Origin of the sequence: Streptomyces filamentosus, from assembly GCF_014654895.1 — a bacterium.
Taxonomy (GTDB): Bacteria; Actinomycetota; Actinomycetes; order Streptomycetales; family Streptomycetaceae; genus Streptomyces; species Streptomyces filamentosus.
The window spans coordinates 1,746,454-1,769,705 of record NZ_BNBE01000002.1; the positions used below are offsets into that span (position 1 = coordinate 1,746,454).

Sequence of the window (23,252 nt, forward strand, 5' to 3'; positions counted from 1 at the left end):
GCAGCAGACAGCGTACGAGACGACAAAGTACGGCCGTTGGCGTCCCGCCGGCTGGCCATGAGGGCACTGAGTCTCTCCGCCAAGGGGCGGTGGCTGCGCCTCAGCACTGGCAGGGGTGACCGGACGCGAGCTGGTAGCCAACCTGCTCAAAACTGCACACCACCACGTATCGATCTCTCACTCAGTTGGGAATTCGTTGCTGTGTACTTTAGTTGACATGATCGAGAGCGCAAGGCAGGATCGCGATAGGGAAAAGGGAACCCTAAGCAGCGGATTGACTACTGAGAGTTACATCTGTGGTGATGGGCCCTTCGCTGGCGGGGGGGGAAGTGTTGGGGATGGAGCTGGCGTCCAGCGGCAGTGACCATGCTGGCGGGATAATCGGAAACGGGGCATTGGCGATGCCACGCGCTCTGCAAGAGCGCCACCGATCCGACGCGGTGGCTCTCATGGCGGGGTGGCTGGATCGTCTTCGACGTCGCCCGGCCCACCGCCAGGTGCCTGCAACTCGGTGCGAAGGGACCCGTCGGCGAGAGCTCCTCGCGCGAACCGCGATACCTCAGGCGAGGCGCCGACGTGAGTACGGGCCTGGGCTGCGCCCCCGGCTTTCCCGTGCTGGAAGACGAGCGCGCCGCAGTGCGCCTCCGGAGCTGGCGGGGCGGATCGACGGGAGTGGACCCATGAGGCCGTGATCACCACGTGTCCGAGCCGACTCGTTGGCGCCGAGGGCACTTCACGACCTCGTCCCATCTCTCGAGGAGCACACATGCCGACCCTGGGCTCACTGCCCACAGATAAGCCTAAACTCGAACTGACATTCGTGGTAAACGGTTCTCCGCGGTCCCACTCTGCGGAGATATCCGGAGTGGTAACGCTGACGCCGGAGGGGCTGCTGGAGAACGGAGTCCCACCAACTCTGGTTGATGGCTCGCTCGTCCTGATCACTGGCGCGTCGCCCTTCCGCCTCCGCGGACGCATAACAGCAGTGCTTGAGCAGCTCCTCCAGCGGATGAGCCAGCACGGCAGCGCAGGTCTGGCTGTCAGCGCCGCTCCCGGTACACGCCAGATGTTCCCTCCGGCAATCGTGGATCAGGCCGCCAGCCTGGGCATCGCCCTCCTGGTCACGTCCGCGCCCACCGAGTGCTGGGAGGGTGTTCATGAGGAAATTCAGCAGTCCCGCCTGATGTTTGCTGAGCGCCGTGCTGCCCAACTGAGCTCACTCGTACAGGAGTTGCCAGCTCAGTTGGCCGATCCCAGGGCCATGCAACGCATCGCGGACTGGCTCGCCAGGGTCCTCGACTGTCAGGTTCTGGTCAGTGAGCCGGAGCGCGTCCTCGCTGCCTCACCGGCCACAGCTGCTGAGCAGCTGGCACAGGCCATCATCCGCCAGTCCGTCGACGGAGTTCTCCCCGAGACGCTCTCCGGCCCCCACACCCAGCTGATTTCCCTGGCTCCCGCCTCGGCTGCGGACACCGTCCTTGCGGTGGCCCGCAGGACCCCTTTCGATGAGGCGGACCTGCGCCTGCTGCGGCATGCGGCGAAACTGCTGGGTCTCGTAGACCAGGCGCACCGCGAGTACCGTGCAGCCTCGGACGCCTCTCACGCGGCGCGCAGCGCGGCGTTCGAGCTTCTTATGGACGGCGAGGTCGACAAGGCCCGGCGCGTCATGGCGAATCTGGCGCCAGGACTCTTGGAAACCGAAACCGCTCGCATCTTCGTTGTGGAGACGCGGCCGACATCCCGAGACCTGGCTGCGCGCCGCTTCAGCGCATCCGTCGGTCAGCAGGCTCTCGTCGTTCCCGACCCGAGAAACGACCGGCGGATACTGATCGTGCATCCGATTCGCCTTGATGAAGACTCCAGGGCAGAAGTGTCTGCCGAACTGACCCGCCTGGTAGGCGCACTTGGACCGTCCTCCTCGCTGGGTGGCAGTGGGGTCTATTCCATGCGCCTTCTCGCAGACGCACTTCGCGAGGCCACCACCGCCCAGACGTTCGCCGCCTTGCAACCGGACCCCGTCGCCCTCTCCGTGCACGGCGCCGACCTTGTCAGTCTCCTGCCCCAGGCGGAGGCGCAGCACTGGGCCCGCCGGCTGCTACACCCGCTGATGCGTGACGAGTCGCAGTGGGAGCCCATGCGCGAGACGCTCCCGGTTGCCCTCGCCTACCCATACACGGTGGCGGCCCGTCGGCTGTGCCTGCACCGCAACACGGTAATGCGCCGCGTCTCACGAGCTGCTGAACTCCTGCGCATGGACTTCACGTCCATCAGTGACCGGATAGCCGTTGCGCTGGCCATGGAACTGGTCACGCAGCGAGAGGACTCCACTGCGCCACGGCTGACCGGCTTGGAACCGCCCTCTTTAGCGCGGCTGCTGACCACCCCCCATGTGCATGCTTGGGCGCAGACCCTGGTCAGACCGATACAGGCAGACCGACGTGACCTCCTGTCCACGGCGCTCGCCTGGCTCAACTTCGACACGCACGTCGAGCCGGCAGCTCGCGCGCTCGGTCTCTCCGAGGTTACGGTGCGTTCCCACCTTCGGGCGGTCGAGAACCATATGCAGCGTGATCTGTCCACCCTCGCGGGTGTACGCGATCTGCAGTTCTCACTGCATGTCGTCACGGGTCAGCCTGACCTGTGCTCAGGTCAACGGGGGTTGTCCGTGGTCGCCTGCTGATCGCCGCGACCTTCGGCGTTCAGCGCGGGACCCGCTCTTCTTCCCTCAGCCGACCGCCGACTGCCTCCCTGTCTCGAATCGGGTGACGCGTCCTAGACGGTCCTGTCTGGACGCACCCGCACAGGGTGCGCAGTCGGCCGTGGGCGTCCCGGAAGATACCTGCGCTGGCTTCGATGGTCTCCGGGGACGCCTCCAGCGCCTCCAGCGATCTCCACCCGGCGGAGATCGACCGCCCGGCCCATGGGTGATCCGCCTGTACCGGGCGTAACTGATCGTTTCAGAATGAGGTTCGGAGTCGTTGCAAGCAGATGATGCTGCAGGCGAGTTGGAGCAGGCCGAGGTGGAGGTCGGCGCGTATCTCGTAGCGGTTGCGGAGGCGTTTGAACTGGTGGAGCCAGGTGAAGGTCCGCTCCACGATCCAGCGCGCCTTGCCCAGACCGGAGCCGTGCGGGACACCTCGACGGGCGATCTTCGGTGTGATGCCGCGGGCCCGGAGGATGCGGCGGTACTTGCCGTGGTCGGCGAACAGTCGGCCCGGCCGGTGCCGCGGCCTACCGATCAGGCCGCGGATGCGGGGTATCGCGTCCAGCAGCGGTGTCAGTTGGGTGACGTCGTGCCGGTTTCCTCCGGTCAGGGTGATGGCGAGAGGTGTGCCGTGTCGGTCGACGATCAGGTGGTGCTTGCTGCCCGGCCGGGCGCGGTCGACCGGCGAAGGTCCGGTGTGAGCCCCCCTTTCAACGCCCTGATGTGCGGGCCGTCGATCGCGTAGTCGTCCATATCCAGCAGGCCGGCCTTGCGCAGTTCGGCCAGGAGGACTTCGTGCAAGCGGGGCCAGACGCCGGCCTCGGTCCAGTCCCGCAGCCGCCGCCAGGCCGTCACCCCGCTGCAGCCGGTCCGCTCGGCCGGCACGTCCCTTCAGCTCACGTTCTTGCGCAGCACATACACGATGCCTCGCAGGGCGGCCCGGTCGTCTGCGGGCAGGCGTCTGGGATACCGGTGGTGCCGCGGAGGTTGGGGTGGCAGCAGGGGAGCGATGCGGTCCCACAGGTCATCAGAAACAAGATCATCCGACACTCGCACCACTCTGCCGCCACCAGACCTGATCGCCAAGGCCTCGCGCCGAACTCATTCTGAAACGATCAGTAAGAGTCTGCCCATGATCTGAGCCGGAGCTCCGGGCAAGGTGGTTGGTTGATCGTCACCGTGACGCCGTTCAGCTCGCTTACTCATCCCAGCGGCAAACCAAATCAATGGAAGTGCAAACGCCTTAAACAGTGGTCAGCATCGGCACGCCCGTGAGGCAGATCACATCTGGGCTATCGCTTAGACCTCGCCGGACCAAAGAGGACACGAGGAAAAGAGCTCGTCAACTGGGGGTAAGCTCGCCCCGCCGTGCAGGCTCAGCAAAAGCTGTCTCCCATTCAACCAACTGCCCTTGGTGAACTGCGGTGTTGAGGTCGATGCCCGACGTTTGCTGAGTGGTAGCTGAGCCAGCCGCGCCCCTCGGGAAGTGTGCACCCCCGAAACGAGCATCACGATGAAGGTGCACTTCCGTGTCGATGTGAGGCCGACTGGTGCAATGTCGACAGGTGTCACTGGTCAGTTTGTGCACCGGCGAAATGGCACCGCTTCACGCATATGTCTAGCGTTGCCGATGCAAGCCCGGCCAACCACAGGACGAGTGAGGCTCAAGCCGAACCCGCCCGCGAGGGGAAGTCGGTCAGGTCAGCGGCGAGCTGGCCCGGTGCACGGTGGCGAAAACCACCGCATGCACCAGGAGGCGGGCACCGGGAGGTGGTTGGAGCCACCGTCCTGGCACCCGCTCTCGCCAGCGCAAAGCAGGCCCCTGCCAGGGCCTGTGCAAGAACGACTCTCAGCAGAGTCACCACCAGCAGATCTAAGGAACCCACTGGGGCCTTCCGTCTGCGTGTTGGAGCACGCCGACGGTGCTCAGGATAGACCAGTGCGCCACGCGAAAACAGCTTGACCACTGGATCTTGCTGAGACACGGCCCCCCTGAGCCAGACGGGGCGAACCCTATGACCTCCGAGTACACGACGGACCAGCCGACACCACGCACCACCGCGTCGGCTCACCGCCGATGCTCCCGGGCGGAGCTGACTCGTACGCAGGACCTCGGCGCAGCCGGGCTGAGCGGCTAGCACCCGATCACGCCCGACGGCGCGTCCGAGCCGGCCACGGATTACCAGATCCCCGGCCGGTCCCCGCCCGGGGAAGAAGGATCCACTTCCCCCGAGCGAAGTGGCGCGCGCGGCAGGAGCCAGGCGGCCTCCCAGCAGCTGCTCCTGCCGCGCCGCACGTACCCCGCCGCTTGGCGCCCGTACGCCGCCTCTTTTGCCGTGCGCTCACTATCCGCCCCGGCAGCTTCAACCCAGTCGCCGTGGCCCCGCGCATGCCCGATGTGGCCGTCGGCTCCTGGAGTCCCGCCGCGCCGGCACGTCTGACCGCCTCCGCCGCCCTCGCCCTCGTCGTGAGCGGAAGGCTCGCCGTCACCCCTGCTCCCGCCGCCCACGCCGCGACGAGCACTCCAAGCGCTACCAGCTGAGACGGGCCGCCGCCCTATACCGATCCTAAGGAAACATCGCATGCCTACTCTCAAGCGCATCGCCGTCACCTTGCTCGCCGCCAGCGCCGTCGTTGGCACCACGCTGGCTACCGCCACCACGGCAACCGCCGCGGACTACCGCTGCAGGACCAGCAGCGCCTCCGTCGACAACCCGGCCTATTCCGGACCGTGGTCCGACGACATCAACTTTGATGTGACGCTGTGTGCCAAGCGCTCCGGCGGCTACATCTACGCCTACGCCAAGGTCGCCTTCGAAGGCCCGGTCATGAACGTCAACGAGACCGGCATCTTCGATGCGGCCCGCTTCCACCTGCAGATCAAGAAGTCTGTCTCCGGTCCCGACCCGGTCGTCAGGTGGGCGAACTACTCCGGCCTCGAGTACAAGCTCGAGCACGGCAACCTCGCCGGCAACGGCAGCTACACGACCGGGACGATCTCGTACAGGGCCGGCTCGGGCCTGTACCTGGCTGACGGCTTGATTCAGCTGGACTGGAACAACGACGGCCAGGGCTAACGCAACACGTACTTCAGCGCCTCCCCGACGGTGTAGCCGGCCAACCTACAGGCCGGACCGACCAAGAAGACCCGCGGATGCGTACGTAGCACTGGCCTCTACCAGCTGGCCGACTTGCCAACCAGTTTCCGGCGCTTTACGCGGTCCGTGATTCCGCTTCCTGTCCTGTAGACGAAATCCACCGCGTGGCTAGAGGGACGCATGCAATCGGAAGAGCATTCCGGCCGCCTACGAAACCACTGGCCAAAGATGCCGATCGCCAGCTCAACGCGGCTGCACGAAGGGAATCCCGTGCCCCAGGACTCCGGCCCCAGAACTCTCCACACGTGAAGTTCCGCTCAGAAACGGAAGGAGCCTGCGCCCATGCTCGCAGGATTCGAAGTCGCTCGTGCCGACCAGGCGCCACTGCAGCAGGTGACCGAAGGCATCACGGTCGCGATGCTGCAGGAGGGCGCCGCCGACGAACTGTCGGCGATGATCATCGAGTTCGCCCCCGGCGCCACCTTCGGCGAGGAGACCCACAAGAAGCAGGAGATCCTTTTCGTTCTCGAAGGCGAGTTCGGCGACGGCGAGCGCGTCCACCGGGCGGGAACCCTGATCACCGCGCAGGAGGGCAGCGTGCACTGGCCGCAGTCCAAGACCGGCTGCCGTCTGCTCGTCCTGTACCCCAACGGACCGGGTGAATGACCCGCTTCGAGGCCTCCCCAAGCTGGACCGTCGCCTCAGTCACCCCGAGGTCATCCGGCCGGGGCTGACCGGACGACGGCAGGAACTGCAAGTTCCCGACCCCTTCATCGGCTCCCCGCCCATGTAGCCGCACAGAACGGCCCGGCCGAGCGCGACTGCTCCCGCCGGTCCGGCATCAGGCGCAGCTCGGCCCTCGCTCTATCCCCCTGGGGCGACACCCCGTGCCCTTTCGGCACCGGCAGGGGCCCGGCTGCTGGTGGGGGCGTCGTCCGCCCACGGCGACGCCCCCACCCACTCCACCCTCCCGTCCGGCGCCCGAACCAGCTGACGCCGGCCGCCCCATCAGGAACGTCTCGCCCCTGCCTTCCCCGGAGCGTCTGTGTCAGCCACCACCTTGCCCATCACGACCACCAAGCAACCCGAACCATCTGGACCGCGGCACTGGCCACGGGCGATCTGGGCGCTGCTCGTCATCACCTTGGTCGCGCGCGGCTTCGGCTTCGCCTACCCCTTCCTCAGCTACCACCTCAAGGACCTCGGTTACAGCACCCAGGCCGTCGGCCAGGCCCTTGCGGTCTTCGGCATCGGCTGGCTCGTCGGACAGCTGCTTACCGGCTGGGCCGCCGACCGGCTCGGCCGGCGCCGCACCCTGGTGGCGGCCATGCTCACCGCCGCCGTCTGCCTGCCTGTGATGGCCCAGGCGCACGCGTTCGCCGCAGTGTGCACCGGAGCCCTGATCGCGGGCATCGTGTATGACTCGCCGAGGCCGGTTGTCTCCGTCGCCATCGCGGACCTCATCACCGACGACGGGCAGCGCACCGCGGTCAACGGTTGGCGCCACGGGGCGGTGAACATCGGCGCGGCGATCACAGGCGCAGCCGGTGGCCTCCTGGCCGAGCAGCTCGGTTTCCCGGCACTGTTCTGGTTCAACGCAGCCGCATGCGCGGCCTGCGCACTGCTCGCCCGCCACTACCTCGACGACGACAGCCCAGCCGCTTCTTTCCCGAGGACCTCCGTCGATCGGCCCCGGCTGCAGCTGGCCGTCCGTGACGCACGCCTGTGGTTGTTGTGGCTGGCCAGCGTGGCTGCTCTGACCTGCGCCGCCAGCATGTTCACCGCGCTGCCGATGCTGATGGAGGACGACGGGCTCGCCGCCGACGCCTACGGATGGACACAGGTCGCCAATGCCGCTGCTGTCGTCGTGTTCACCCCACTGCTCAACCCGTGGCTGCGCCGCCGCTGCAACGGACCCCAGCCGAGTAGCGGCCTGCTCGCCGTCAGCTCCCTCCTACTGGGCGTCGGCATGGGCGGCGCAGGGCTTGCTGACACCACCGTGGGCTACAGCATCGCCGTGGCGGCCGCTATCCCTGGCGAGATCGTCTTCTTCATCGCCGCCAACGACATCGTCACCAAGATTTCACCGCCCGAGGCCCGTGGCCTGTACGCCGGGATCTGGGGCTCGACGCTCGCCGTCGCCGTGATCACCGCCCCCGTCCTCTCAGCGGCCTCCCTCACCTCGGGCGGCGACAGCCTCGCTGCCCTGACCACCCTCGCCGCCGGAGCGCTCGGAGCCGCGATCGGCCTGCCGCTCATCGGCCTCACCCGCCGGCCGGCCCTCGGCACACCCCGCATCCCCGCGCCCGCCGCGTCCTGATCTGCCCGGAGAACCCTCATGAGCCTGACCGCCCTGCGCCCCAACGCCCGCACCGTGAAGAGCTCCTGGCACTCCTCGGTAGCTGCCCTTCCCGCCGTGTACCGCGCCGCCACCCCCTTCCACAGCCGAGAATGGGCCGCCGCCTGGCAGACGGTGCGCACCGAACTCGTCCGCGGCCGCCACCACCTCTTCCTCCAGGACGGCACGCGCCAGCACCGCATGTCCTTCTACCAGGTCAACGACAGCCCGCTGTGGCGCGCCATGGAGGGTGACGCTGGCGTCACCCGCCCCACCTTCGAGGCCGACGTCCTGTACGGACCCTCGATCTACGGCCAATACGGGGGACTGCCCGGCGCATCCGTGCCTGTGCTCGCCGAAACCGTCGACCGAAGCCGCCGCCTCGCCCAGGAACTGGGGACCGAGGCCCTGGTCATCGCGAACCTCCCGCCCGCCGAGCGCAGCCTGTGGCGCGAGGCCCGAACCCCCGACGCCGAGGTCGTCCTGTCCTGGGCCCACCGCGCCCGCGTCGGTTCCTCGGTCGAGGAGTTCATCGCGAACTTCCCCTCGAGCGATGCCGGCCGAGAATTCCGCCGACAGCACCGCCAGGGCACCGACGCGGGCCTCACCCTCAAGGTCGCCCGTGGCACCGAACTCCTGCCGCATCTGGCGCAGTTCACAAGCCAGGCCCGCGCCACGAGCGAACGCCACGGGCTGGCCCTGTACGGCACCGACATGCTTACCCCCCTCACCTGGGTCCCCGGCGCCGTGGGGCTGCTCGCCGAGCACGCCGACGGCACCCTCGCGGGCGGTCTCTTCTGCTTCCGCTATGGCTCGGCGCTCTACCTGTGGACCCCCGCCATCGACCAGACCCGCGAGAGCGACCTGCACACCTACGGCTGGCTGATGTACGAGAGCGTCCAGTACGCCATCGCCACCGGAGCGAGCGTCCTCGACGCCGGCCGCGGCAACTACGCCTACAAGGCCCGCCTCGGGATGCTCCCGGTCGCCCTGACCTCCGCGGTCTACCTCACACGGCCCAACCCCCACCTCATCAGCCGCCTCGGCGCGCTGCACACCGGCCTCAACCAGCGTGTGCTCCGCGCCTGGAACAAGGCCTGACCACCCCGTCGCCTGCCGGCCACCGCGTCCGGCCACCTGCCCCCGTCTCCACCCAACACGTCAGGACAACCCCGTGCCCGTCACACCACACTCCTCACGATCACCACTGCTCGTCGTACTGGGCGCCGGCACCCGCACTTTCCACGGCTACGACCTCAAGCACATCGCCTCCCACCACCCCGTCGCGCTGATCGACGACGATCCGCCTGCCTGGGCCGAGGAGCACGTCGACCTCTCCATCACCGCCGACCTGTCCAACAGAGAAGCCGTCACCGAAGCCGTAGCAGACCTCGATGTCGACCGCGGCATTGCCGGAGTGCTCACCTATATGGAGAAGCACGTCGTGCTCGCGGCGCGCCTCGCCCAGTACTTCGCACTTCCCGGCAACACGTCGGCCGCTGCGGAGGCATGCCGGGACAAGTACCTCACCCGCTCCCTGCTTGCGGCCGCCCACGTTCCTTCCGCCCGCTCCTACGTCGTGGCCGATGCTGAGACCGCCGTCGAGTACGCGGTGCTACTCGGCGGGCCGGTCGTGCTCAAGCCGCGCTCCATGGGAGGCAGCGCTGGCGTCCACCGCGCCGATACCCCCGATCAGGTCCGCGATGCCTTCCACCTCGCCAGGTCAGCCAGTCTGTTCGGCGTGGAGCACGCCGAAACCTCCGGCGTGCTCATTGAGGAGTACCTGGACGGTCCCGAGATCAGCGTCGAGTGCATCGCCCTGGACCACGGCAACGTGCACATCGCGGCGATCACCCGGAAGTACCTCGGCGACGAGCCCGCCTTCCTCGAGACCGGCCACCTCGTCGACGCCACTGATCCGCTTCTGGCCGACCCCCGGATCCGGGAAGTCGCCCTGGACGCCCTCACCACCGTCGGTATCTCCAACGGCGTGCTGCACGTCGAAATGCGTCTGACCCGGCAGGGGCCGCGCATCGTCGAGATCAACGCCCGCCTCGGCGGCGATCTCATCCCGCACCTGGTCCATCTGGCCACCGGCCTCAACCTGCCGCAGATCGCCGCCGACCTCGCCGTCGGCGCCGACCTCGAACTGCTCCCCAGCCAGAGCCAAAGCGCCGCCGTCCGCTTCCTCTACCCGACCGTCACCGGCCACGTCACGGCCGTGCGCACCGGAATCTTCGCCTCCTGGCTCGACCGCTTCGAGTGGACCGCCGCACCCGGCAGCTACGTCACTGCCCCGCCCCGCGCCACGGTGCGCGACCGGATCGCCCTCGCCGTTGTCACCGGCCCCGATCCCGACACCTGCCTTCGCCGACTTCAGAGGGCCGAAGACCGAAGTGGCGCCCACATCCAGGCCGACACCGCCTGCGTCGCCTGACCCGTCCGCCCCGACCCATCTCAGGAGCCCCGCATCATGGCTCTCGCCGCCCCTCTTCCCGCGGCGGCCCCGCCCGCACTCAGAAGCGGCACGGCCGCCATCATCGCCCCGGCCGGCCCCGGTGACCGGTACCTGCCCGTGCTGGCCCGGCACGGCTGGGCCTCCGTCGCCGTCACCATGCCCGCTGCCACTTCGCCGGGCGACGGCTACCTCCGACACATCACGCACCGCGGCAGCCTGCGCCGCACCGCGGCACAACTGCAGCAGCTCGGCGTCCAGGCCGTCACCGCCGGATCAGCCGCCGGCACCGAACTCGCCGACCGCCTCGCCGACCGCCTCCACCTGCCCGGCAACACTCCCGATACCGCAGACATCCGACGCGACATCGCCTTCACTAGCGCCGCACTGCTCGACGCCGGCATCACCGCCCCACGCAGCATCCGCACCTCACGCCTGTCCGACGCCCTCACCTGGGCCGCCTTCACCCAGATCAGCGACCTCGTCGTCCAGCACCCCGACCCCTCACACCCGCACCCCGCCTACCTCTGCCGTACCGCCGACGACATCCGCCGCGCCTGGGCCCGCCTCCAGACCACCGCCGACCAGCCCCTCGTGCTCCGTGAAGGCCTCGCTGGCACGCAGTACCGCATCCACACCCTGACCGGCCCCGGGCCCGACGGCACTCCCGACCACACCATCACCGCTATCTGGTCCGAGATCCGCACCGCCGACCAACTGGTCTGCCGATCCGATCTGCTGAGCCGCCACGGGCTGCTGGCACGCGCCCTCGCCCTGTACACGATGAAGGCCCTCACCGCCCTCGGCGTGCGCTACGGCTCCGCCCACGCCACGGTCACCTTCATCCCCGACCGCGGACCGGCCCTGCTGTCCCTGCGCACCGACCCCTATGACGACTTCGCCTCCGACGTACTGCGCCGAGCCATCGACTACGACCCCATCCGCGACACTGTCCTGCTGCTGGCCACCGGCCGACGCCACAAAACCCTTCAGCCCCCGCGCACCCATGTCACCAAGGTCGCCCTGCTGCCCCGGCACGACGGCCTTCTGGACGAAGCACTGCTGCGCACCATCGCCACCCTGCCGACCGTGGCCGCCACCACCGAGCTCACCGCCACCACACCCGTACACGCGGGCCGGATCGCCGGATGGCTCCTCCTCGTGGCTGACGACAGCCGCGCCATCAACCAAGACCACCAAGTGATCCGCGCCGCCGAAAACCTCGGCCTGTACGGGAGCCCCGCATGACACCGCCATCCTTTCTCCCCGCACCGACCGCCCCCGGCACGCCGGTACAGTCCGCCTCCCAGGGCCTGGGCCTACCCTTCCCCCTGGTGGTCCTCGACCCCATGCCGCTGTGGTCCGACGCGGCCGAGGAACAGATGCCCCCCGAGCGCACCGGCGACGGCATACTCGCCGTGCGCTGGTGCGGCGCTGGACTGGGCCTCGACGAGCAGGCACAGGCCGCCCTCTACGCCGCCGCCGCCCGAGCCCCGCACCCCCCGGTGTCCGCCGACGACCTCGCCCAGTTCCACGCCACGCTCGGCGACGACCTGCGCATGGCGGCCCTGCCGGCCAGCGCCATCCACGGCCCCTGGGCCCAACCGGCCGTCCACCGCTCGGCGGGTAGCCGGTGGCGAACACCCTGACTGCAGCCGCCACCGCAGCGGCAGCCACGACCGTGTCCTGGTCGTCCTTCGGCTGGCTGATCAGTGCCTTCGGCATCGGAACCGCAGCCGGAGCCGCCCTCGCCGGAGCGGCCGACGGTTCCTGGCTCGTCCCAGCCGCCGCCGCGGCCACCGCCCTGCTGCTCGCCGCCACCTTGCGTCCACACCTCACCCCGGCCGCCGCACCGAGGACACCGGCGCCATGACCCATCCCCCGCCACCCCGAGGTCCTCCGGCCAACGCCCGTACCACCCACCACCCATCCGTAACCCAAGACGAAGGCAGCTCATCAGATGATGAAGAACAAGATCCGCAGCGCCGTCGCGGCAGCGGCGATAACCATCGCCGCACTGGGCGGAGCTGCGGCCACCGCCCCGGAAGCGGCGGCGGCCTCGTGCAACTCCTGGACGCAGAACGGCAAGACGACTGCCGCCGTGAAGCTCCGGTCGAACCACTCCACCAGCTCGACGGCCCTCGGGGTCCTCGGCAAGGGCACCCGCGTCACCTCCAAGTGCCTCTGGTGGGACGGCAAGTCCCGGTACCAGTGGTACCAGGTCAAGGTCACCAGCGGCCCCAACGCCGGCCGGACCGGCTGGATGTACGGCGCCTACTTCTGGGGCTTCGCGTAACCGCCAGCGCTCTCCGCGCGAACAACCACCGCGTCTCAAGCGACGCACCCGCCGCAAGGCGCTGATCGCGTGGCCGGGCAGACCCCCCGCCCGGCCACGCGGCCCCAGCCGCTTCACGCCACGCACCACCCGCCGTACGTCGCCACAGCAACGGACACCACCATGACCCTCACGCCAGGCCCCGCCGCGTTCGACCGGGCCTTCCGCACCGCTCGCGCCGCGCGGCGAGCCGCATTGGCGGCGTACTACCCCGTCGGCTTCCCCACCGTCGAGCAGAGCCTCGTCAACCTCCAAGCCTTGGCACAGCACGCCGACGTCGTCGAAGTGGGCCTGCCGTTCAGCGATCCGGTCCTCGACGGGCCGACCATCCAGCAGGCAACCCGCCAGGCCCTGGACGCCGGATTCCGTATGAAGGACCTCTTCACCGCCGTACGCGCCATCCGGACAGCCTCCAGGGCAGCCGTGCTCGTGATGACGTACTGGCAGCCCGTCGCCGACCAGGTCGACCGGTTCGCCGCCGACCTAGCCGAAGCCGGCGCAGCCGGCGCGCTCATCCCGGACCTCCCTCTCGAAGAAGCCGGCACCTGGCTCGCCGCCGCCCGCCGCCACGGTCTGCACGCAGTTCCCCTTGCCCCGCCCACCGCCAGCGACGAACACCTCGCCCGGATCTGCGCCGCAGCAAGCGGCATGATCTACGCCCCGGCCACCTCCGGAGTCACCGGCCACACCGGCCCCCTCGCCCCAGACCTTCCCGCCTTCGTCGACCGGCTGTGCGCATACACGCGGCTCCCGATCAGCGTCGGCATCGGCATCTCCAATGCCGACTAGGCACACCAGGCCGCTGAGTACGCCGATGGCGTCGTCGTCGGGTCGGCCCTGCTCCGCCACATCCAGGCCACCCCGGGACCCGACGGCGTCCACGCCGCCCTCACCCTCGCCCGAGACCTGGCCCTCGGCGTGCGCCGCCTGCCCCGTGCTGCCTAGACCGACGTCCGTCTGAACAGCCCGCCCCGGAACGCCAGTGGGCGTGCCGCCGGCCCCCTACAGCGGCGCACCGCCCGCTTTCATGGCTCGATCAAGGAGATCAGTCAAATGTCAGTAACTCTCCGCAAGGCGGCCCTCACGGCAACCTCACTGGCCATGCTGGCCGGCGCGCTCGTCGTCGGAACCACCACGCAGGCCGCCGCTACCCCGCGGATCAACGCCTGTGGATCCAGCTACACGTTCCTGAAGTCGTGGCCGATCAAAGCCATGTACTGGACGTACGACGCCGGCAAGACCAAGGGCTACATCGACATCTACTACTCCCGCTCCACCGGCAAGAACTGCGCCATCGCCAGGCCGGTCGATGGGGTCTACCTGCCTCGCGGGATCAAGGTCAAGATCGGCAAGAGCGGGTCCGGCTGGGCCGCACTCGACGGATACCAGGCCAACTTCACCAAGTACGCGGGACCTGTCTACGTCTCCGCCCCCAACGCGTGCATCGACTTCGAGGGCGGCTTCTCCTACAACGCCACCTGGGACCCCTCGGAGGCGTGGAGCAGCTACTCCGGAAAGCACTGCGGCTGACCAACTTGAACGTCTCTGGCACGGAAGAAGGGCAGGCGGGCAGGCTCCCTCACCCGCGGCCAGCTCTACTCAGCAGCGCCCGCCGTGCCGGAGACAAGCCGGTTTCCGGGCTTTGCCTTCAGCTGCAGCTGGCACGGAGCTCGGAGCCGTGCGGACCCGGTGACGGCTCGGCCTGCTGACCCAAGGGAGACGTCATGACGATACCCAATGCCGAGGTGCTGAGACCCGCACCACCCGTGGAAGGAACCCCGGCCATGGCCCACATCCTGCCGACGCACCGACGATCCCAGCGCATCACCCTGCTGCTCGCCGCAACAGCGGCGGCACTGAGCGCCTGCAGCCCCAGCGACACCAGCGCCCACGACGGTCCGACCGGCACATCAGCCACCACGGCGGCGCCCCGGGGCGCAGTGACCCGCGCTGAGGCCGACCGGATCCTCGACCGCTACCAGGAGATCAACAACAAGGCGAACAAGGCCCGCGACGCGGGCCTCCTCGCCACGGTGGAGGCCGGCCAGCTCTACGCCCGCAGCAAGGCCGACTACGAGCAGTTCGACACCCTGAGCGCGCAGGAGAAGAAGGACGCCGCCACCCCCTTCTTCTTCACCAGGCGCACCTTCTACATCCCGCCCGCCGACAACTGGTTCGCGGCCGCGGCCTCCACCAACGGCACGAATCACACCTTCATGATCTTCGAGAAGTCCGCCGACACCGGCGGCACCTGGAAGAAGGTCGTCTCCCTGTTCCCGCAGCAACCGCTTCCGGATCCGCAGATCAAGGATGACCTGGCCGTCCCCGCCGACGAGGGCACCCCGGTCGGCAACCTCGCACCCAGCGGCGTCACCGACGCCATCGAAGACCTCTTCACCACCGGCGGCACCAAGGACGGCAGCAAACTCTCCCACGCCAACGCCAACGCCAGCGCCAAGGCCATCCTCAAGACATACAAAGAACGCCGCGACCACCTCGGGGCCAAGGCCACGGTGAACTTCTTCCCGATCGCGCCGACCCACAACAAGACGTACACCCTGACCACCTCCTCCGGGGTCCTGGTGATCACCGCTCTCGCTCACAAGGAGGAGTCCCTCGTCACGAACGCCGGCCTGCAGATCTCCCCCAGCGAGAAGGAGGCGGTCTACAACAAGACGCCGCGTTCCCTGGTGGTGGACAGCTTCCAAGGAGAAGCCGTCGTCCACCTGCCCCGTCAGGGCAAGCCGGAGATCCTCGACTACCGCTACGCCCTGGTCGACTCCCGCTGACGGCCCAAGCCCCCGTCAGCCCGCTACCGCGACCGAGGAAACCGAGGAAGCCACCATGCACCTGGGCCCGCCACCCACCACCGACATCCACGAGACGCTCATCGTCCTGCCCCGCGGCGGCATCCATGCCCAAGGGCTCCTCCACGACGGTCCGCCCGACCAGCTCGAGGCCCTCATCGAACGCGTGCGCGGTCCGTTGTGCGCCGCCGCCGCACAGCACAACCGACCGATCCGGCTGTCCATCGGGCACCCCAACGGGCACGTCGAGCGCCAGCAGATCACCGAGGACGGCACGATCCATGCCGACCAGAACCCGCCCACCGGCGCCAAGGCCGTCGACCCGCTCTGGAACCAGGGCATCCCCGAGGAAACCGGTCTGCTGGCCACCGCCCGGGCAGCCCAGCGCGCCGGACAGTGGCGCGCCGCGCAGCAGGCCGCCCGCCGCGCCACCCAGCACCTCATCACCCAGCACGGCCGCGATCACCCGTACGTGGCGATGGGCACCGAACTACAGGCGTACTTTGCGGCGATGGCCAACGACCGCGCCGTCGCGGCCTCTCTCTACACCGAGGCCGCGGTCGCGACCCACCGGCTTGGCGGGCCTCAAGAGCAGAGCCGCCGCTGCCTGATCCACGCCGTCGCCGCCTGGCTCCACTCTGACCGCGACACCAGCCCCGGCGGGGCCGGCTTCGCGGCCGCCCACGCGTTGATCCGCATCACCCCCTACGACCACGCCACCCTCGCGGGCCTGCTGCAACGACTGACCAGGGACCGCACATGACGACGCTCTCCCCGACGCGCCCCGCAGTCCAGCCGCGGTACCGCAACCTCACCGGCCGCAGCCGCGCCCACGAGGCACGGCCTGCTCGCCAGGCCCCGCGTACACCGCCCGAGGTCTTGAAGCCGCGCTTCTCACACGCCGCCGCGGCACCGCCCCGGCTCGTGCTGCAAGCCCCCCGTCCCAGCTCCGCTCCGTTCACCGAGCCCGTCACAGCTCCCGGGACCGCTGTCACCGCCACGGCGAGACCGACGGGCAGCGACTGGCTCAGCAACCCCTTCCGCCCATCGGCCACCCGACACAGGTGGACCGGCTCTGTCCCTTCAGAACCGGCCCCATTCCAGGAGACCGTCCTATGAGCACCCCGGCCGCACAGCCGAACCCCCACGCCTCCGCGTACACGCCCCCGCCGTGGACGATGCCCGCCCCCGACGCAGCGCAGGCTTCCGCGTCATCCCCCCACCCCGGCTGGCACAGCGGTGTGCTGGCCTGCCGCATCTGCGGCGCCCAGCCGGCCGCCGCCGTCACGGTGCGCGCGCACCAGGGACTGCTGCTGATGATGCGCTTCCACAAGATCGAGGGGCCCTTCTGTCGGTCGTGCGGCACGGCGCTGGTCCGCGAGCTGACGACCAAGACCCTGTGGTAGGGCTGGTGGTCTCCGTTCTCGCTGGTGTTCTTCAGCTCGTTCACCCTGGTCTGGAACCTCCTGGCCAGCCGCAAGCTCGCCGCCCTGCCGACGCCCGGTCCGCCGGCCCACGACGCCTCCCGCATCCAGGAGGGAAAGCCCGTCCACCAGCGGCCGATGGCGTACGTCGCGGTCCTGCCCCTGATCTGGGCGGTGTGGTTCGTCACCGGAATGATCACCCACGCATGAAGGGCGGGGCCCGCCGGACGTCCAGGCGCACCCGGTCTCTGCCGAAGGGCATCGTGCGCAGGCCGGGTGCGCCCCGGCCTGCCGCCGCGAAAGCAGGCACAGGGGACAGCGGGCGGACGTTCAGACGAGCGCGCCTCATCCGGCGGGGAGCACGGACGCATGCGCCGGCGGAGGCGTACGAGAGAAGGATCAGGGCCGTGACGAAGGCAGTGTCACCGGGCAAAGCGGCTGAACCGGTCGCCGACCCGCAACTGCCCGAGTCAGCCCGCAAGCTGCTGCGCGAGGCGGAGAAGCATCCGCACCGCTACAGCGGCTGCCGGAGAAGCCCGTGGCGGGCTGCGGCGCCCGAGGCCGTACGTGGGAGTGTCGTCGCGGCGGGTGTCACCCTGCTGTGGCGGGCCACCGGCGCGGACCAGACGCAGAAGCCTCCGGACGACCTGCCGGCGGCCAGCCTCTCCGACGCCCTGCACGAGACGGCGGGGAACATGCTCGAGGCGCTGCACAGCGGCATCGAACTGCTCTGGCCGCTCGCGGTCACCGGGCTCGCGGTCCTCATCGCCTTCAGGGTGATGGAGACGGTCACCTACAACGCGGCGCTGCGGGTGCCCTGCCGCGCGCCATCGAGGCGTCCTGACGGGCAGCGCTGCACGGTCACCGTGGACAGCGTGAACCGGGAGAAGGCGGGGCCGCCGCGCGGCGCCCATAGCGCCGGCAGGCCGGACTCAAGGCGAGGGATCGAAGCCCTCGGCCTCGTCGACGAGAGCCTGCCCGGGGGCAAGGCCCTCGTAGGCGAGCTGAACGGCGTCACGGTGACGGTCGACCAGGTACTCGCATGACCACCAGTCGCCGGTGCGCCCGCTGAGCAGGGCGTCGATCGCTTCCTGGTCTCCGTCGCCGACCGTGTGGGATTCCTCGATCTCCAGGGTTTCGGCGTCCCACCGGCCGATCAGGACTACGGACACGACAGATTCCTTCCTTCGGTGGGCCGGGCGACTGCGCTGCCGCCCGGCGCCAGGGATGTGCGGAGCGGTCAGAGGTCGACGGATCGGAGATAGGCGTCGATCCGTGCCGCTCGGACGGCATCGAAGTCGGCTTCGCTGTCGGCCGGGACATCGGCGAGCCAGCCACTGACGTCATCGACGCCTTCGCCGTCGTAGCACTCGGCCACGACCTCGGCGAACGAGGCGTCGGGGTGGTCCAGAAGCGTCAGGATCGCGTTCACCGTCAGGTTGTCGATGTCGTCCGCGCACTCGCGGATCGTTTCGGCGGCGGCGTCGACTCCGGCGTTCACGGCGGCCGAGACCTGCTCCCGGCTGTAGCGCATGCCTTCGTACAGGTCCGACGTGTCCTCGACCTCGTCGCCCCGGCAGGCGGCGGCCTGCGCGGCCGTGATCTCCAGGTGTCGGGCGCATACGTCTGCCCACGGCGCCTCGGTGTTGTCGAGGTAGGTCAGGGCGGCTGCTGTGGCCCAGGTGAAGCGTTCGGAGGAGAGGGAACGGCCGGACTCCTCGGCGGCCATTTTCGTCCCGGCGTCGATTGCTGCCACGACGTCGGGATGGGCGAGCGTGCTCGTGACGACTGCGGTGGTCACTTCGGGGTTCCTCGAGGGTGTTGCGGTGCTGCTTGGTGGACGAGGGGCCGGGCGGTGACGGACCGGCCCCGCTGGCGCGCGAGGGCGTGGCTCAGGTGATCGTGGGCAGAGCGGAAAGTACGAGGTCGACGCCGGCGCCGATGACTCCGGCCGTGACCGGTGTCCTCGGTCCGACCGGCCCGTTCACGTCACGGGGCATCACCCAGCCCTGGAGCGGCCCGCCGTCCGCGTCCGCGAACCGGGCGAGACCGTCTGCATCGGCTTCGACGGCATGCGGGTAGGCGGCGACGATGCGCCGGGCGACGCCGCCGCAGCCGCGCTGCACAGTGGCGCGGACACGGCCCGGCCCGGGATGTGGCGGGAGGAACGGGGCAAGGAACCGTTCCAGGGATTCGAGTCCTCCTGCGAAGCTCACCGCCCCCGTGACGCACGCGCCGTGGAGGGTGAAACTCACGGACGCGTCATCGAACCGCCAGGCCAGCCCTGTGGTGTTGTCGGCGCGGTCGAACTGCTCTGTCGGCGTGCCGAGTTCACGGAGTCGAGTATCGACTTCGGCGAGGTACGCGAGACGGTGCGGCTGCTTCGCCGTGGGTGAATCGACGCCACCGTCGATGCGGGGGAGAAGGGAACGCAGTGCCGCGCTCGCCACCACGGCGGGGGCGGTGCCCGCGACGGTGAGCGACACGTCGGCCGTGTGAGGTGTCCCCGTGGTCAGTGTGGTGTGGCCGTTGTCGGTCGCCAGGAGGAAGTGGCGGGGGCCGTCGCTCAGGCGGGCGGCCGGACGGGCAGCGGCCGAGACCGGGCTGACGGTCCAGTCGGCGTTGTGGCGTCGGGGGAGCAGTGCGGCGACCTCGGCGGCGAGTGACATGACTTCCGCCGCATCGGGTGTGTCCATGGTTCTTCCTTGTTACGAGTCGGAGGCCGTCGTGCGGGGGAGCTCCAGGCGGACGGTACTGCCGCCCTGGTCTGCCCCGTCGACCGGCCGTGCTGCTCGATCTCTGAGGCTGCTGCCCAGAGGTCATCGGCGGTGACCACGAGATGGTCATGGGTGCGCTCGCGAGATGTTCCTGATGCTCGGTGCGGGCCGCCTGCCGGCCGGGCGCTGGCGCTGACCTTCGGCATGTGAGGGGCATGAGGTGTCTCACGCAAGCAGCAAGACGATAGTACCGCAGTAAATCCAATTAAGCAAGATGGCGGGGCTGTGTTGTCCCGTGCCCGGGGGCGCGGCAGCCCCGCCCGGCGTCAGGCGGGCAGGGAGGCGAAGGCGGCTTCGGCCTCCCGGGCGGCGGCGAGACGCGCCTCTGCGGCCGCCTCATGCTGGCGCAGTTCGACGACGGCCTGAGCGGGAGCCTGGCGCAGCTGGTCCACCCGGTTCTTTCCGGCGACCAGGCGCAGCACGTCCACGTCGCTGCGGTCGCGGTACGCGACTGCGAGAGCCCGGACCACACTGCCGATCCACGCGGCCGTGTGGGCGGGCACCGGACGGTCGGGGTGGTCGGCCCGCCGGACACCCGGAATCGACTCGGGCAGTGCCAGCGTGAATGACCCGGCATCGGTGCAGTTCCACGAGCCGCGCAGCCGGATTCCGTTGACCACCGGCTCGCCCTCCCGGCCCGCTCCGTCGGGGAGCAGACCGGCACCGAGCTGGACGCTCACGCCGCCAGGGAGGGCATCGCGGCTGAGGCGCACCGGGCCGACCGTGAAGTCCCCGCGCACCCGGGCGCCCCCCGTCACGCTGTACGTGATCGTCCCGTCGTCAGGGTTGAGCCGGGGGCGGGCAGTGAGGATGCCGGTGGTGCCGCTGCTGGGGTCCAGGTAGTCGACGTGGAGGAGCGGCGGCAGAACCGGGAGTGCCGGAGTGTCGGCCTGAGCGACCGCCTCCAACTCCTGGAGGAAGGACCAATGGCGCCTGATCTGGGCGCGAATGCTGTCCAGTTCCCGCTCCACGGCCTCCCGCGCCGCCTGGCTGGGGGTGTCGGGCTGCTGTTGGGCATGGCGCGCGGCGGCCCGGACGAGCCCGATCCTGTTGGGTCGGGTGGCCCAGTGCGCGACCACGGCGCGGACAACTTCGGCCAGCGACCGCCCCGTGCTGCGCGGCACGGATCGCAGTGTCCCGTCCGACCTGACCCACTCGCCACGCGCGTCCAGGCGGGACGCATCCGGCAGCGCGTCGACCGCGAGCGGCCCGCACTCGCCGCGCACGCGGGTCCGGCGGATGCGAGGTTCGTCCACCCGCTCGCGCTGCGGCGTCTCGGGGTGGTCGCCGTAGATGACCCGGACGAGACAGGTGTCGCCTCCGGGGGCCGTCTCGGGCACGACGATGAATGTGCCACGGATGTCGTCGCCAGTGACCTGGTAGCGGGCGTGCCCAGTGAACCGGTCGAACGTCCCGACGGCGGGCACGGTGACGTCCTGACGGAGAACGAGCCGCAGCTCGGTAGGTGAGTGGAAGGACAAGAGGTTCTCCTGGATCAGCGGTTTCCTCGGGCGGTGTAGGGCCGTGGCCGGCGTGGTGCGTCATCCGCCCGGAGCGATCTCAAGTTTACAGCAATAAAACCAATTAAGCAATATCGGAGTGAGGTTCTCGCCCATCCCGTATAGTCGAGGGCACCGACGCGGGGTGGAGCAGCTCGGTAGCTCGCTGGGCTCATAACCCAGAGGTCGCAGGTTCAAATCCTGTCCCCGCTACTTCTCGCTCAGGCCCCGGCGCGTCCGCCGGGGCCTGAGTCATGCGGTGGCACAGAAAAACCCGGACGTCCATGTCACACGGGCACCCCATTTCACGCCTCTATAAGCACGTAGATACCCGACCCGGGCTCCCCGAGGCCACGGAGGCGACATGCCCGCTGCTTCATCACCCACAACCTGCTCGGCTTCACCGGCCGGCCTCCCCGAGACGTCCCTCGCCGCCAGGCGGCCGAGACTCTCGTCCCGGTGTGCCCGCCGCAGCTACGCGGAGCACCACGTGCACACCACCGGCCCGCTGAACCAAGCAGTCATCAGCCATGGCGTCCGGCAGCAGTGAACACCACATTCCAGCAAGGGATCTGATCTGGAACACCATGACCACTCTCTCCACGCTCCCCTCTCCCACCGCCACCCCCTTGCCGGTCCACCGGAACCCCGAGCTCCTTCGCCCGGGTTCCGCGTACCGCCTGAGGCAGATCGCACATCGCCTTCTTGAGGAGGCCCAGACACTCGACGCCAACAGTCCGATCTCCGCCCTCGCCCGCTGGCGAGCGGCCGCCCTGGTTGTCATCCAGTCCCTCTGCCGGCCCGAGGACCCCGCATGGCAGATCCTTCGCCCCGGGGCGCCGTGGATCATGCCGAGCGCCGCCGACAGCGACGCACGGGAGGACGTGTTCGCCGAGGGGTGGGCGATCACGTCCGGAGTGTTGGAAGGCCTGCTCCACACACTGCCGCTGCCAGAACAGGACCGCCCGGAGCCAGCAGAACCCCCCGTCCCTGCCGAGCGGGAACAGGCGATCGACTGGGCCACGGCGACCTTCCCCCAGCCGTCGGCCGGCATCTACCTGGTGTTGCTGGGGAGCCCACAGGTGCACGGTGCGCACGGGCGCGTCGAGACCCAGCGCCTCTCGCGGCTGACCGAGTACGCGACCTGGCTCCACCTGAACCCCGGCACCGACCGACACGCCATGGACGCAGCCCTGTGGCCAGAGCAGGTGACGAGGGCGGACAGCCGCAACACCGCCATGAGCCGGCTGCGGGCCTGGCTCGGAGTCGCCCACTTCCCCAAGTGGACCCAAGAGAGCGGGTACGTCCTGGGCCCATCAGTCACCAGCGACTGGAGCCAGTTCCGCGCACTGGCTGCCCTGGGCGAGAGCGACGACTCACCGACCGGCACACGTTGCCTGCGCGCCGCCCTGCAAGTCGTCGAGGGCCCGCCCTTCGCCGATGCCATACGCCCAGGCTGGTACGGGTGGGCCGCCCCCTACGTCCGGGAGATGACCGAGGCCATCGTGAGCGCGGCGCGGGAACTGGCCCACCGCTACCTCGAAGCCGGCGACCTGCCGGGCTCGAGGTGGGCAGTCAAGCGCGGCTACCGGGCACTTCCCGGCGGTCTCCAGCAGTTCAAGAGCGCCACTGACGAAAACACCAGCCCACACTCCGAAGCCGACGGGTTGCGCCAGATGGCCAACCAGATGATGTACACCCCGACGGCCGGTCCGCCGGCGCACGAGCAGACGCTGCTCGGCTGAGCCAGCGGACGGCGCAGACGCCGCCGCGGCGCCCCGCCCCGTAGGCGACAGGGGCGCTCGCTGGTGGATG

22 protein-coding genes, 1 tRNA gene and 1 pseudogene are annotated in these 23,252 nt (G+C 69.4%); 20 read left to right on the forward strand and 4 right to left on the reverse strand.

Translation table 11 applies throughout. The features are described from left to right. Positions 1-766: 766 nt before the first annotated feature. The gene (locus IE326_RS26840; RefSeq protein WP_190043340.1) at positions 767-2,680 is read left to right on the forward strand and encodes a helix-turn-helix domain-containing protein; all 1,914 of its coding nucleotides are present in this window, start codon (positions 767-769) and stop codon (positions 2,678-2,680) included. Positions 2,681-2,957: 277 nt separating this feature from the next. Here IE326_RS26840 and IE326_RS26845 read toward each other — a convergent pair. After that, positions 2,958-3,754, reverse strand: a pseudogene (locus tag IE326_RS26845) (IS5 family transposase). A gap of 1,339 nt (positions 3,755-5,093) precedes the next feature. On the opposite strand from IE326_RS26845, the gene IE326_RS26850 reads away from it, so the two are divergent. The 17 genes from IE326_RS26850 to IE326_RS26925 all read left to right on the forward strand — a co-directional run bounded on the left by IE326_RS26850 (position 5,094) and on the right by IE326_RS26925 (position 18,207). Further along, complete coding sequence (locus IE326_RS26850) at positions 5,094-5,246, forward strand: hypothetical protein (protein WP_190043341.1); 153 nt, start codon at positions 5,094-5,096, stop codon at positions 5,244-5,246. A gap of 40 nt (positions 5,247-5,286) precedes the next feature. Beyond that, complete coding sequence (locus tag IE326_RS26855) at positions 5,287-5,781, forward strand: hypothetical protein (RefSeq protein WP_190043342.1); 495 nt, start codon at positions 5,287-5,289, stop codon at positions 5,779-5,781. A 363-nt stretch (positions 5,782-6,144) separates the two neighbouring features. Beyond that, a complete protein-coding gene (locus tag IE326_RS26860; RefSeq protein WP_190043343.1) occupies positions 6,145-6,468 on the forward strand; it encodes a cupin domain-containing protein in 324 nt (107 codons plus the stop codon). 379 nt (positions 6,469-6,847) lie between these two features. Next, entirely contained in the window at positions 6,848-8,122 is a 1,275-nt protein-coding gene (locus IE326_RS26865) for an MFS transporter (protein WP_190043344.1), read from the forward strand. A gap of 18 nt (positions 8,123-8,140) precedes the next feature. Beyond that, complete coding sequence (locus tag IE326_RS26870) at positions 8,141-9,241, forward strand: GNAT family N-acetyltransferase (protein WP_190043345.1); 1,101 nt, start codon at positions 8,141-8,143, stop codon at positions 9,239-9,241. Positions 9,242-9,314: 73 nt separating this feature from the next. Further along, complete coding sequence (locus IE326_RS26875; protein WP_190043346.1) at positions 9,315-10,577, forward strand: ATP-grasp domain-containing protein; 1,263 nt, start codon at positions 9,315-9,317, stop codon at positions 10,575-10,577. 36 nt (positions 10,578-10,613) lie between these two features. Then, entirely contained in the window at positions 10,614-11,843 is a 1,230-nt protein-coding gene (locus IE326_RS26880; protein ID WP_190043347.1) for a glutathione synthetase, read from the forward strand. A gap of 86 nt (positions 11,844-11,929) precedes the next feature. Next, the gene (locus tag IE326_RS26885; RefSeq protein WP_190043348.1) at positions 11,930-12,244 is read left to right on the forward strand and encodes a hypothetical protein; all 315 of its coding nucleotides are present in this window, start codon (positions 11,930-11,932) and stop codon (positions 12,242-12,244) included. Next, positions 12,229-12,468, forward strand: a complete 240-nt coding sequence (locus IE326_RS26890; RefSeq protein ID WP_190043349.1) for a hypothetical protein — start codon at positions 12,229-12,231, stop codon at positions 12,466-12,468. The genes IE326_RS26885 and IE326_RS26890 overlap by 16 nt, the downstream gene beginning before the upstream one ends. Positions 12,469-12,555: 87 nt before the next feature. Beyond that, positions 12,556-12,891, forward strand: coding sequence for an SH3 domain-containing protein (locus tag IE326_RS26895; RefSeq protein ID WP_229915652.1), 336 nt, complete (start codon positions 12,556-12,558; stop codon positions 12,889-12,891). Between the two features lie 162 nt (positions 12,892-13,053). Next, positions 13,054-13,719, forward strand: coding sequence for a tryptophan synthase subunit alpha (gene trpA / locus IE326_RS26900; protein WP_229915653.1), 666 nt, complete (start codon positions 13,054-13,056; stop codon positions 13,717-13,719). Positions 13,720-13,983: 264 nt separating this feature from the next. Further along, positions 13,984-14,460: a hypothetical protein gene (locus tag IE326_RS26905; protein WP_190043350.1), complete on the forward strand. Its 477-nt coding sequence runs from the start codon at positions 13,984-13,986 to the stop codon at positions 14,458-14,460. Positions 14,461-14,654: 194 nt separating this feature from the next. Next, complete coding sequence (locus IE326_RS26910; protein WP_229915654.1) at positions 14,655-15,719, forward strand: DUF8094 domain-containing protein; 1,065 nt, start codon at positions 14,655-14,657, stop codon at positions 15,717-15,719. A gap of 55 nt (positions 15,720-15,774) precedes the next feature. Further along, positions 15,775-16,500, forward strand: a complete 726-nt coding sequence (locus IE326_RS26915) for a hypothetical protein (RefSeq protein ID WP_190043351.1) — start codon at positions 15,775-15,777, stop codon at positions 16,498-16,500. Positions 16,501-16,852: 352 nt separating this feature from the next. Continuing rightward, on the forward strand, positions 16,853-17,143 hold the full coding sequence (locus IE326_RS41055) for a hypothetical protein (protein ID WP_229915655.1): 291 nt from the start codon (positions 16,853-16,855) through the stop codon (positions 17,141-17,143). A 24-nt stretch (positions 17,144-17,167) separates the two neighbouring features. After that, entirely contained in the window at positions 17,168-17,371 is a 204-nt protein-coding gene (locus IE326_RS41060; RefSeq protein ID WP_229915656.1) for a hypothetical protein, read from the forward strand. A 197-nt stretch (positions 17,372-17,568) separates the two neighbouring features. Continuing rightward, positions 17,569-18,207 carry a hypothetical protein gene (locus tag IE326_RS26925; protein WP_190043352.1) on the forward strand — a complete coding sequence of 213 codons (639 nt, stop codon included), beginning with the start codon at positions 17,569-17,571 and terminating at the stop codon, positions 18,205-18,207. 194 nt (positions 18,208-18,401) lie between these two features. Here the strand turns inward: IE326_RS26925 and IE326_RS26930 are convergent, their stop codons facing one another. From IE326_RS26930 to IE326_RS26940, 3 genes are all read right to left on the reverse strand, one after another. Further along, a complete protein-coding gene (locus IE326_RS26930; RefSeq protein WP_190043353.1) occupies positions 18,402-18,962 on the reverse strand; it encodes a hypothetical protein in 561 nt (186 codons plus the stop codon). Positions 18,963-19,053: 91 nt separating this feature from the next. Continuing rightward, positions 19,054-19,857, reverse strand: coding sequence for a hypothetical protein (locus IE326_RS26935; RefSeq protein WP_190043354.1), 804 nt, complete (start codon positions 19,855-19,857; stop codon positions 19,054-19,056). A gap of 347 nt (positions 19,858-20,204) precedes the next feature. Further along, on the reverse strand, positions 20,205-21,419 hold the full coding sequence (locus tag IE326_RS26940) for a hypothetical protein (protein WP_190043355.1): 1,215 nt from the start codon (positions 21,417-21,419) through the stop codon (positions 20,205-20,207). 157 nt (positions 21,420-21,576) lie between these two features. Here IE326_RS26940 and IE326_RS26945 point away from each other — a divergent pair. Together IE326_RS26945 and IE326_RS26950 are read left to right on the forward strand one after the other, a co-directional pair. Beyond that, positions 21,577-21,650: transfer RNA gene (locus IE326_RS26945), tRNA-Met, on the forward strand. 317 nt (positions 21,651-21,967) lie between these two features. Further along, positions 21,968-23,182, forward strand: a complete 1,215-nt coding sequence (locus tag IE326_RS26950; RefSeq protein ID WP_190043356.1) for an AfsR/SARP family transcriptional regulator — start codon at positions 21,968-21,970, stop codon at positions 23,180-23,182. Positions 23,183-23,252 lie beyond the last annotated feature (70 nt).